Origin of the sequence: Lysinibacillus sp. NPDC095746, assembly GCF_044763535.1 — a bacterium.
In the GTDB taxonomy this organism is placed as follows: Bacteria; Bacillota; Bacilli; order Bacillales_A; family Planococcaceae; genus Lysinibacillus.
In genome coordinates this window covers 42,222-54,557 of sequence record NZ_JBIWGL010000017.1, presented here as the reverse complement: position 1 = coordinate 54,557, position 12,336 = coordinate 42,222, and the positions used below count along the sequence as shown (strand labels likewise).

At 37.1% G+C, this 12,336-nt stretch carries 8 protein-coding genes and 1 riboswitch; of the genes, 2 read left to right on the top strand and 6 right to left on the bottom strand.

The features are described from left to right. Positions 1–2: 2 nt before the first annotated feature. Positions 3–1,160: a sporulation protein YhbH gene (gene yhbH, locus ACIQ7N_RS13880; protein WP_248717192.1), complete on the bottom strand. Its 1,158-nt coding sequence runs from the start codon at positions 1,158–1,160 to the stop codon at positions 3–5. A 157-nt stretch (positions 1,161–1,317) separates the two neighbouring features. After that, positions 1,318–3,213 (bottom strand): PrkA family serine protein kinase, encoded by a 1,896-nt coding sequence (locus ACIQ7N_RS13875; protein ID WP_402933082.1) that lies wholly within the window; start codon positions 3,211–3,213, stop codon positions 1,318–1,320. 586 nt (positions 3,214–3,799) lie between these two features. Here ACIQ7N_RS13875 and ACIQ7N_RS13870 point away from each other — a divergent pair. Further along, on the top strand, positions 3,800–4,798 hold the full coding sequence (locus tag ACIQ7N_RS13870; RefSeq protein ID WP_402932968.1) for a M23 family metallopeptidase: 999 nt from the start codon (positions 3,800–3,802) through the stop codon (positions 4,796–4,798). 308 nt (positions 4,799–5,106) lie between these two features. Next, complete coding sequence (locus ACIQ7N_RS13865) at positions 5,107–6,801, top strand: methyl-accepting chemotaxis protein (protein WP_402932965.1); 1,695 nt, start codon at positions 5,107–5,109, stop codon at positions 6,799–6,801. A gap of 164 nt (positions 6,802–6,965) precedes the next feature. Here ACIQ7N_RS13865 and ACIQ7N_RS13860 read toward each other — a convergent pair whose 3' ends face one another. The 4 genes from ACIQ7N_RS13860 to ACIQ7N_RS13845 all read right to left on the bottom strand — a co-directional run bounded on the left by ACIQ7N_RS13860 (position 6,966) and on the right by ACIQ7N_RS13845 (position 11,948). Beyond that, positions 6,966–7,649, bottom strand: coding sequence for a hypothetical protein (locus ACIQ7N_RS13860; protein WP_402932963.1), 684 nt, complete (start codon positions 7,647–7,649; stop codon positions 6,966–6,968). Positions 7,650–7,932: 283 nt separating this feature from the next. After that, the gene (locus tag ACIQ7N_RS13855) at positions 7,933–9,429 is read right to left on the bottom strand and encodes a sodium:solute symporter family protein (RefSeq protein WP_402932960.1); all 1,497 of its coding nucleotides are present in this window, start codon (positions 9,427–9,429) and stop codon (positions 7,933–7,935) included. A gap of 24 nt (positions 9,430–9,453) precedes the next feature. Further along, positions 9,454–10,206 carry an SDR family NAD(P)-dependent oxidoreductase gene (locus tag ACIQ7N_RS13850; protein ID WP_402932957.1) on the bottom strand — a complete coding sequence of 251 codons (753 nt, stop codon included), beginning with the start codon at positions 10,204–10,206 and terminating at the stop codon, positions 9,454–9,456. After that, the gene (locus ACIQ7N_RS13845; RefSeq protein WP_402932954.1) at positions 10,206–11,948 is read right to left on the bottom strand and encodes a methyl-accepting chemotaxis protein; all 1,743 of its coding nucleotides are present in this window, start codon (positions 11,946–11,948) and stop codon (positions 10,206–10,208) included. Before ACIQ7N_RS13845 ends, ACIQ7N_RS13850 begins: the two co-directional genes overlap by 1 nt. Before the next feature lie 108 nt (positions 11,949–12,056). Continuing rightward, a riboswitch (cyclic di-GMP riboswitch) is annotated at positions 12,057–12,142 on the bottom strand. Positions 12,143–12,336 lie beyond the last annotated feature (194 nt).

Below are 12,336 nucleotides of genomic sequence, written 5' to 3'. Positions count from 1 at the left end.
ATTTAAGATTCATCTTTTTTGAAAAAGCTCTTTAAGGCATCATACACATCGCCTTTTTTTCTCAAAATATGATATCTAAATTTAGGATCATCTATTTTTTTGTAAGTGTACATAAGTGTAGAAAAGCGGTTATGCTGATTGACTTCACCATATCCAAACATGCTCGATACATCCATTAACTCTCCTACTAGCTTCAAGCACTTTTCATTATCCATTGATATATTTTCACCATCTGAAAAATGTACTGGATAAATATTATAGCGAGCGGGATTATACTTATCCCGAATTAGTTCCAATGCCTTTATATAAGCAGATGAACAAATCGTTCCACCGCTTTCTCCCTTCGTAAAAAACTCCTCTTCTGTTACTACTTTCGCCTCAGTATGATGCGCAATAAACTCAATTTCCACTGTTTCATACTTGGAGCGCAAAAATTTGGTCATCCAAAAGAAGAAGCTCCTTGCGCAATATTTTTCGAAGGAGCCCATGGAGCCACTTGTATCCATCATGGCAAGGACCACTGCCTTCGATTCAGGTTTTTCCACTTCATCCCACGTTTTAAAACGCAGATCATCATTATGAATTGGCGTAATGTCTGGTTTTCCTTGCATCGCATTACGCTTTAGCGCATTAAGGATTGTGCGCTTTTTATCGACATTTCCCATTAAACCTTTTTTTCGAATATCGTTAAACTCAATTTTTTCCGTCTTAATATCCGCTTTTTCTTTTTGCTGTAGGTTTGGTAGCTCAAGCTCGTTAAATAACACATTTTGAACCTCTTCAATGCTTACTTCAGCTTCATAATAATCCTGACCTGGCTTGTCACCAGCTTCTTTTCCTTTACCATTAGCCTGATTACCTTTGCTGGGATCACGCGCAACCACATCACCTACATTACTGTCTCCTTGACCTTGCCCAACATGCTTGGAGTTATCATAGTTATATCGAATTTTATATTCATCAAGTGAACGTATCGGTATTTTAATTACCTCGCGACCATTGGACATGACAATACTTTCTTCACTAACTAAATCAGGTAAATTATTCTTAATAGCATCTTTTACTTTTTCCATATGCCGTTGCTGGTCCTGGTGCCCTTTACGATGGAGGGACCAATTTTCCTGAGAAATGGCAAAACGTTTATGATCGTTTTCAGTCATTTTTATCCTCACCCATCTATCAAATTCGCTTTTTCTATACTATGCTAGTCATTCGCTTTCTTGAACTTATATGAAGATAAAAGGAGTGCCCTAAAATGGGACACTCCTATTCATTCCTATCAATAGTCTTATAGTTTCCACTGAATAGGTCAAAGCACTAACGATTTAACAGACTACCAACATACTGCAATAATTCATTAGCAGACGTTGTATTATAGCCATGCTCATCAACAAGTCTTGCCACAACCTCATTAATCTTTTTCAGCTGTGATTCATCCGGCATTTTTGAAGATGTTGTAATTTTTACGACATCCTTAAGATCCGCAAATAATTTTTTCTGTATTGCTTCCCGTAATCTTTCATGAGAATTATAGTCAAAACGCTTACCTTTTCGAGCATAAGCAGAAATACGGATTAATATCTCCTCACGGAATGCTTTTTTTGCATTTTCCGAAATGCCTATTTGCTCTTCAATAGAGCGCATTAACTTTTCATCAGGATTCATTTCCTCACCAGTCAGTGGATCGAAAATTTTATTTTTATTACAAAACGCCTCTACATTATCGAGGTAATTATTCATCAATGTTTTCGCAGACTCTTCATACGAATAAACGAATGCTTTTTGCACTTCATTCTTGGCAATTTCATCGTACTCTCTTCGAGCAACTGCAATATAGTTCATATATTTTTCTCGATCTTCCTGAGAAATGGAAGCATGCTGGTCAAGCCCATCCTTTAGTGCACGTAGAACATCTAACGCATTAATAGATGGTATCTCTTTTCGGATAATAGCAGAAGAAATACGATTAATAATATACCGTGGATCAATACCGTTCATGCCTTCGTTCGGAAACTCTTTTTTAAGCTCCTCTAAGTCAACGGAATTAAATCCCTCCACATTTTCTCCGTCGTACAGTCGCATTTTTTTAATAAGATCCACACCTTGTTTTTTCGGTACTTCCAGCCTTGTTAGAACCGAAAAGATTGCTGCGGCCTTCAATGCATGCGGCGCAATATGCACATGTGACATATCGCTTTCTTTAATCATTTTTTCGTAAATCAATTCTTCCTGACTAACTTTTAAGTTATACGGAATCGGCATGACAATAATACGTGAATGTAACGCCTCATTCTTTTTATTTGAAATAAATGAACGATACTCCGTTTCGTTTGTATGCGCAACAATTAACTCATCTGCACTAATCAATGCAAATCGTCCTGCTTTAAAATTACCTTCCTGTGTTAAAGACAATAAATTCCATAAGAATTTTTCATCAAGCTTTAGCATTTCTTGGAACTCCATCATACCTCTGTTTGCCTTATTTAACTCACCATCAAAGCGATAAGCACGAGGGTCAGATTCTGAACCGAATTCTCCAATTGTTGAGAAATCAATACTACCTGTTAAATCGGCAATATCTTGCGATTTTGGATCTGACGGCGTAAATGTTCCTATGCCCACACGTTTGTCTTCAGAAAAAGTAATACGTTCAATCATCACATTTTCAATACGTCCATCGTACTCTTTTTCAAGACGCATCGTATTTAAAGGCGATAAGCTTCCTTCAATTCGTATACCATACTCCTCATAAAAATCATTACGCAAATGATGTGGAATTAAATGTAGAGGATCCTCATGCATTGGGCATCCCTTAATTGCGAAAACTGCACCTTCATCAGTTCTCGAAAAATGCTCGAGTCCACGTTTCAGCAAGGTTACTATTGTTGATTTACCACCACTTACTGGTCCCATTAATAACAAAATACGTTTTCTAACATCCAATCTTCGCGCTGCTGGATGGAAATATTCCTCCACCAGTCTTTCAATTGCTGTTTCAAGCCCAAAAATTTCTTGCCCAAAAAATTCATACATTTTTTGCCCATCGCGTTCCTCTACACCAGCACTTTTTATCATATTGTAGACGCGTGAATGGGCCGTTTGAGCAACTTCAGGTCTTTCCTTGACGATGTTTAAGTAATCTGCAAATGTACCTTCCCACTTTAGCCGATTTTCTTCTTCGCGATAGCTTTTCACTTTATCTAAAATGTTGATAGCCTTCCCTCCATTCAGGGCTTGATTTATAACATAGTATGAAGGAAATGACATTATGATACCCATTACTTTTTCTTTGTCGAAATTTCTTCTTATTGCCTTTAATTTTTTCCTCTGAAAAAAAGAAGTTTAAACGCTAACGATAAAATTAAACGTTTCGCCTTTCGTTTTTCGGCTTATTAGTTGATTGGAGTGGAGAGTGCGACTCTTGGGGATCAGCAATAGCGGAATGAAGGCATACATCCTGTTGCTGCCGCTACGTTTCACTTCGCTTTCGCACAAAAAACATCTGTTGCTGCCGCTACGTTGACACTTCGCTTTCGCACAAAAAACATCTGTTGCTGCCGCTACGTTGACACTTCGCTTTCGCACAAAAAACATCTGTTGCCCCAAGCGGCTCGTCGGACGGCCCCCCAGGAAGCTTTGCTCTGAGCGAAAGCGAAGCGGCCAGCCGGAACGAAAATCAACATTACGTGCGTCGTCTTTTACAAAAATTGCTCATTTCTACCGCTTCATTTTCCCACAAAAAGTGCTGAATGAAGATTAAAAATTCGGTTATTCTAACGTTAGAAAGGAGGTCCACTATTTGAATCGCCATTTTATATTCCTTTTATTATGGATGTTATTATGGAGTTTTACTCTCCCCTCTGTTGCTTTAGCAAAAGAAGAACCCACCCAAGAAGAAATTGTGCAACAACGTATGGCCTATTATGTACAATTTGATGAATTACTTATTCCATGGCATTTTTTGGCAGCCATTGATCAATATGAACGAAATTTACAATCCGTTCGTAAAGATATTCCGAAACGGGATGGTATCATTGCCATTCAATTTTCTGATGAATATTGGTCAGGTGCTTTAAATCCTGTACGAGATGATACTCGCCCAGAAACAATTAGTTACTTTGGCGGGATGGGACTAGATGGCAATGGTGACGGAGTTGCTAGCCCAAAGGATGATGCCGATATAATTTTCTCCATGGCTACATTTTTAAGTAAATTTGGAACAACTGATGAGGACTTTAAATTAGCTTTATGGGAATATTACGGAAGTGAACAGGCCGTAAATCAAATCTTCACCATTTCCAAAATGTATAGTCATTTCAAATCAACTGAGCTCGATGACCACACATTCCCAATCCCTACTAATTACGATTACAGTTATCGGAGTACATGGGGAGATAATAGGGGCTGGGGTGGACGCCGTATTCATGAAGGAACAGATATTTTCGCTAGCTATGGTACTCCCGTACTTTCTACCTCTTATGGAGTAGTGGAAATAAAGGGCTGGAACCAATTTGGTGGTTGGCGCATAGGAGTTCGCGATAATCATAACTCATATCATTATTATGCCCATCTTGGTAGTTATAATAAGAAGATTAATGTAGGCGACTTTGTCGAGCCTGGAACTGTTCTCGGTTATGTTGGTAGTTCTGGTTACGGTAAAGAAGGAACGTCCGGAAAATTCCCGCCTCATCTTCACTATGGCATATATAAGTTCAATGGCCGTACAGAATGGGCATTTGATCCATATCCTTCATTACTACAATGGGAACGACTAGCTAAAAAAGCAAAACAACAATAATGACCAGCTGAAAAATGGCGAGATGAAGATGTGTTTTCTTTTCTGATTTGAGAGCGCTTGGTGCACTTGTGCAGCAAGTGCTTTTTCTTAAATAGGAAAAAATACATAAAAACAATAAAAAAAATCCATAATTGCGCATAAGACACTATATTTTTAACTACCTCCCCCATTAACACCAAAATATTTTTGTACTAAAAAACTATTTTTCACTTTTCCAATAAAAGGGCTTATTTATCTAAAGAATTAGTTATAAAATAATATTTGTACTATAACAACTTTATAGACCATTTAGCAAAGGGTGGGAAAAGATGAAAGGTATTTTTCAGTTTAAAACACTTAAAGCTCGAATATTAAGTGCATTTCTTCTTTTATTAGTATTAGTGGTTTGTTTTACAGCCTATTCTTATATTTCTAATAATAAGATGGAAAAACAAGCAGAAGGTTTAGTAAAAGAAGATTTACAAGTCTTAACGGCAAGTAAAAATTTAGCAATGTCTATGAGCGTTCGTCTCTCTGCAGCTTTAAGTTATGTTGTATCTGGTGATGAAAAATACATAGAAACGTTTAATGAATATCGTAAAATCGCAGAGGAAAATTACAGTATTGTAGAGAAATACGAAAATACACCTGAGCGTGATGCGCTAGTAGAAATGGCACGTACATGGAGCAATCGCGTTAACACCGAAGTATTCGATGTTTATAAAAAAGGTGATAGAGAATTAGCATTAAAAAATTTAACAGCTATGAATAATCTTGTAACCGAAGTTCGTATTGGTTATGAAGACTTAGCCAATAAACGCTCGGATGCCATTACTACGGTAGGTGATGACGTAGTATCCACAAGTTTAAGCAATAAAACAGTTGGACTGATTGTTAGCATCGTATTGACAATCGCAGGTGTCCTAATCGCTATTATCACTGCTAGAGATATTTCTAAGCCTATTACAATTGTCACAAAGCGTATGAGTGAATTAGCGGATGGCAATTTACAACATGAACTACTTCCAGTAACTCATCGTGATGAGATTGGTCAATTAATGCTTTCCGCCAATGAAATGAATGAAAAATTAAAGCAAACGATTAGCTCAATCTATACCATTTCCGAAACAGTAGCAGCGAGTAGCGAGGAGCTTGCCCAATCTTCGAATGAAGTGCAAACAGGTACAGAACAAATTACCGTGACTATGCAGGAGCTAGCCTCTGGCACAGAAACGCAAGCATCTACAGCAGGTGATTTAGCCGGAACAATGTCTTCTTTCCAACGTAGTATTCACGAAACAACACAGGAAGGCATTAAATTAAAAGAACATTCAAGTCATGTACAAGAACTAACAACAACTGGTAAAGACTTAATGATACAGTCAACACAACAAATGGCAGCTATTAATGAGATTGTGTTAAATTCAGTGAAAAAAGTTGAAGGCTTGAATGTGCAGTCTGCTGAAATTTCCAAACTTGTTTCTGTCATTGATGACATCTCAAATCAAACAAATTTACTTGCCTTAAACGCTGCCATCGAAGCGGCTCGCGCAGGAGAGCATGGTAAAGGTTTTGCAGTTGTAGCTGATGAAGTTCGTAAACTGGCAGAACAAGTACAATTCTCTGTCACTGATATTTCAACAATCGTCAACCGTATTCAAGGAGAAACTGGCAACGTAACAGCTGCTCTGCAATCCGGCTATGAGGAAGTAAAAAGAGGAAACGCCCAACTAAATCAAACAAACGAAACATTTGACCAAATTTCGGAAGCCGTTGAAGAAATGATCCTTAACATAAATACCATTTCAGGCAATCTTAATAAAGTTGCTCAAAATTCCGAGTCTATCAATGTCTCTATTGATGAAATGGCTTCTATTTCTCAAGAGTCTGCAGCTGGTGTAGAACAAACAACAGCAACAGTAGAGGAAACTGCCGCTACTATGGAGGAAATTTCAAGAAGTGCAAATCAACTCGCTAGTATGGCTGAAGAGCTAAATATCCAATTACAGCAATTTAAAATTTAAAGTACCGGTTCTTAATTTGGGGAATGTGAACGTGTTAGGTTTTTAACAGAGATTTCTTTGTACCCCGAGCAGTTTGGGACACTTACTTAAGGTTTAAAATATCAATCTATAAAAAAGCTATCTCGACATTACGTTCGAGATAGCTTTCATTTCTACATATTAATTTATTGCCACTGTCTAATGGGTACCCTTTCAAGCTCATAACGTTTGATAATAACACTGATCTTCTGAAACCATTCCTCACATAACTGTAATGCTTCTTGATACTCATCCTCTTCTCTTGATATAGGCTCACCATCATCGAGAAAATCATATTCTAGAATAGGATCAGATAAGTTATCAGCTACAATTTTCAACGTCAATTGAGACACAGCGGTATCCTCAAGGTCCTCATCATCGAACTCCTCTTCTATATCCAGATCTTCACCAAGTAATGAACCACCTATTAAACTATTGCTAGTCCTAGCAATATACATGTCGTCCTCTACTATAGCAACTTCATATATTTTATTGAATGGGATTTCTTTTTTAATCAAATCTTCTTCTAAATTTTCTCTACTTACGAGAAAAAGTGTATTTGTTAGTTCATTTAGTAATAAAGCATTTAAACAATCATTTGAGATGATGCAATGCGTATGAGGGATAGCCATAAGCTCCTCCTCACTCGCCTCTTTCATTTCATTTAATCTATCGTTATAGATATACCATTCTTTAACATATTGAATAATTCCTGCTATTAATACTCCTAAACCAATTAAAAAATAGATGTTGCTAAAGATAGCCGCTTCGACTAACTTTGCTAGTAATAAATAGGTCATTCCTAGAAATATAAGAAAAAAGGTTTTCATCCATATCCCACCCTCAAAAAGATAATCGATAGGTTTATTTCATCCATGTTAATAGAAATTTTATTCTAACGATTATCTTTTCATTCTTAATTTCTGCGGGAATCCGTTCTTCTGTCATTAGAATGGAGGATATCTTGATTGCCCCATCACGTACAGCCTTATTATCTATGTGAAAACTTACTTTTTTTTGGCCAAAACAGCTAGTGTTATTTTCCGCATAAAAAAACATGAGGGCATTGAAAATCAATGCCCTCATATTTCCGTTTTTATTTATCAATAATTATCAATTTGAATGTTCCTTTAATTCCTCTTTACTGCCTACATTGTCTAAAGTCTTATCTTTTTCAATTTTATGCATCTCGAGAACATGTTGTGAAGGTGGAATAATCAAACTAACAATAACAATTGTAATACCTGTGATCACAACGCCTGAGAAAACAGGTGCCTGCCACAGCTCATTTAATAAACCTAAAAACCCCTCTGATTGGATAGGAAGACTAGGCACATGTGTTAAAGATGTAAGAATGTAATAAACTAACCCGACAGATATACTCGCCCAAACTGCCGGTGTACTTACTCGCTTCCAAAACGGCCCTAAAACGATTGGCCAGAAAATTGTCACGAATATAATATCCCATGCCAAATATGCTAAATCAATTACTTTCTGGAAGCTGACCGCTAGAACTAAACCTAGCAAAGCGCTTAAAATAATAATAAGTCTTGAAAATCTTAATAGTTTTTTAGGATCTGGGTTACGATTAATAAAGTCTAAATAAATGTTTTTCGTAACAATTCCTGAAGTTGCAACATAACACGCGGCTACAGTAGACATCCCCATCGCTGCCATTGCTGTTAAAAAGATGGCTGCTAATAACGGTGGGAAATATCCTTGAGCAAAAGCAAGCATTAATGTCTCTGGATTTGTGCTACCAGGATAAATCGTTTTGAACGCTTCTCCTAACATACCCGGAATCCAGCTGATCGCGATAATAATAGTTCCAGCTATAATCATACTGCGCTGTGCTACTTTTGGACTTTTAGCCGCGGCTACCCTTTGTCCTAAGTCCACTGCCGGAATATCACCAAGTGCTAACACAAGATATAGCGTCCAAAACTCTGCTCCAGCCTTATTGAAGAGTTCACTAATATTCCACCACTCCGGGTTAAATGTTACATCAGGGTAATAGAATAAGATAAAAATTGTGATCCCTACTATACCTGCTACTGCCAGTGCCCCCTGAACAATTTCCGTATAGGCTACAGCCCATAGGCCACCAATTACAGAATATAAGGCAGTTAATGATACAAAAAGTAATGCTGCTGGAATGAAATCAATTTGCAACAGCTGCTGAATAATATACGTACCACCAACTGTTAACGCAGCAGCATTAAAGACTCCAAAGGCAATTGCCATGACGACGCCTGTATAAGCACCTAGCTTTTTACTGCCATATCTTAATCCATAGTAATCTGCCAATGTCCAGCCCTTTAATCTACGTAATGGCTTCGTCCAAATGAGTGCTCCAAGAATCATACAAGTCCCTAAACCGCCCATTGTCGCTGACCCTTCAAAGCCGCCACTTGTGTAACCAGAACCCACTGCTGCAAAGAAGAATGGGGCTGCTAATAAGGCAGCCACTAGACTTCCTGTGACAACAGATAAAGGCATGCTCCACCCAGCAACAATTAAATCCTCCGCAGTATTAACTCGTTTGTATCCTTTATATCCAATGTAATAAATAAAAATTAAGTATAAGCTAAAGATGATTATATTTAACATAGTATTGCTCCTCAGTTTTTCACATTAACCGTTCATAACGACTCCGCCATTTGGTGTTAATATTTGACCCGTATAGAAATTCGCATTTTCTGAAGCTAAAAATAATACGGTCTTTGCGATTTCTTCTGGTTGAGCCAATCGTTTTAACGGATATTTAGCAGACTCTTCCTCAACATAATTTTCTCCAAATTCCTTTAGGATGTCTGTAAATGTACCACTAGGAGCTACTGCATTGACTAGTATAGAAGGTGCCAACTCACGTGCTAAAGCCTTCGTAAATGCATTAATACCACCCTTTGCAGCAGAATAATGCGTAAATTCCTCACAACCTAAACTACCAATATCAGAAGAAATATTAATCATTTTTCCGTTGTTTCGTTCTTTCATTCTTTTTGCTGCTTCTCGACAATTGTAGAAACAACCATATAGATGAACTTTGATCATTTTATCCCACTGCTCATCTGTTAAATCCGTAATGCTTGAAGCCTGCGCGAACCCAGCATTATTGACAAGAACATCAATTTCGCCTAACTGTTTGTCCATATATTGATACATAGCTTGAACTTGTTGAGAATTCGATACATCTGCTTTATATTTTATAGCCTGTACACCAAACTTTTCTGCTTGCGCACGAACCTCCTCTGCCTCGTTTTCATCACCAATATAATTGATACATATATTGGCCCCATGCTCGGCAAAGCCCAAAGCAATGGCTTTGCCGATTCCTTTACTTGAACCCGTAATTAGTACATTTTTTCCTTTAAAATTAATGTCCATTATTGATCATTCTCCAATTTGAATTTTGCTACAAGTACTTGCAATTCTTCTGCTGTTTTTCCTAATGAAGAAGATGCTTCTTTCACCTCTTGCATGGTCGTCAATTGCTCTTGCGTTGCACTTGACACATTCGCCGAGAATTCAGAAGACTGCTCCGCAGATTGCTTAATATTATTGACAGATGCTGCTACTTCCTCCGAAGAAGCTGAAATTTGTTGAGATGCAGCTGAAATTTCGCGTATCTGACTGGCAACTTCTTCTGATGAAGTGAGAATTTCTTTAAAGATTTCCCCTACTTCGTTTGTAAACTCCATACCAGCCTTTACATCTTCTTTCCCTTTTTCCATAACAGTGATAGAGGCATTTGAATCAGCTTGTATTGTACTAATTAAATTGTATATTTCCGTCGCAGACTGTGATGATTGTTCCGCTAATCGTCTAACCTCATCAGCGACAACCGCGAAGCCTTTGCCATGCTCTCCTGCTCTAGCAGCTTCGATTGCCGCATTCAAAGCTAGTAAATTTGTTTGATCGGCTATGGCTGTAATAAGATTTACGATATCACTAATTTTTTTCGTATTGAGATGTAATCCATTTATTGTTGTACCGATTTGTTCAACAGAATCATTAATCAACTCCATTTGTGCAATGACCTGCTGAACAACATGATTTCCACGTTCTGAAGCTTGAGAAGCAGAAATAGATGATTCGGCTGCCGTATTAGCAGAGTCAGCAATTTGCTGGATGCCTGTCGCTGTTTCCTCCATAGCAGCAGCCGTTTCCTCAGTCATAACCATTGAAGCCTCAGCGTTTTGCGTGATTTGTCCCATGTCTTGGGCAATAATTGTTGAGCTGTTATATGTTTCTGCTGCATTAATAGTTAGCTGATTAGCAGCTGAAGAAACGTTGTCAGATGTATTTCTAATATTTAAAATAATATGTTGTAAATTGGAAACCATCGTTTGAATAGATTTAGATAAATTTCCGATTTCGTCCTTCGTTATTTCTAAATCTACATTTATTAATTGTCCATTCGCTACTTGATTTGCAGCGTTCACTACTTTCTTAAGTGGTTTTAATAGACGATCAATAATTATGTAGAGTAAAACTAATAGAAGTAAAATTCCAATAACAGCTAGAACGATTTGTTTTATGACACTTGTTTTAATGATTGTATTTATGTAGTCCGCAGAATAATCAATACCTAATAAAGCAATGAGCTTGCCATTGTCATCATTAATAGGGGTAAACACAGTTCGCCATGAACCATAAGGATCTTCGAAAATATCAGTTACAGCAGTGCTATTATTTTTAATTGCCAATTTAGCCGTTTTTACATGTTCATCTGCTAAATCAGTAAAGATTTCACCCGCTTCATAGACCTCGTTCAAATTAGATGTATAGCCGATCGGGTTAACGCCATCTGCGTCCTTCACATCCCAAATATAGCTCCAACTCATAATACCTTGTTCTTCTTGAATCTTATCGAGTTGCTTTTGAATTTTTTTAAATTTAGCATTCGTCTCTCCCTTTTCAGTCAATAAATCTTTAACATCATTCCTATCAAGATTCATAGCTGTCAATAAACCAACACTTTTCAACTCTTGCTCTAAATCAACAGACATTCGATTGTTTAATTCTCTAATACTTTGTGTAGTAATAATAGCAATTAGAAGCAAAACAATAATAGAAACCGTTAGTAAAAGTTTGCTTTTTAATGAAACATTTTTAAACAACTTCATGATTATTACTTCCTCCTTGATCGTATTTTGGGCAAAAAAAATAACCTATTTCAAAAGAAATAGGCATCAAAGAATATGACTAGCTATAGATGTACTTAACTAGTACTCCTTTGCAGCTCAGCCATCATAGTATTCATTACCTTAGACCTGTAGCTTTGCGTCTCTACCTTTCAGCAGATTTGCCCATCTTTTTCCTCCTCAAATTAACACAATGGGTAAAAGTAGTCAATGTAACTAGATAAAAAAACACATAATATTTACTATTTTACCAATTCAATAAAATGAATAATATTACACAATTTTCTCGGCACATCCACAATTCTCTTCAGGGAAATAAAAAACAGCTACAACGCAAAATTGTAGCTGCTACTATAATTTTTAAATAATC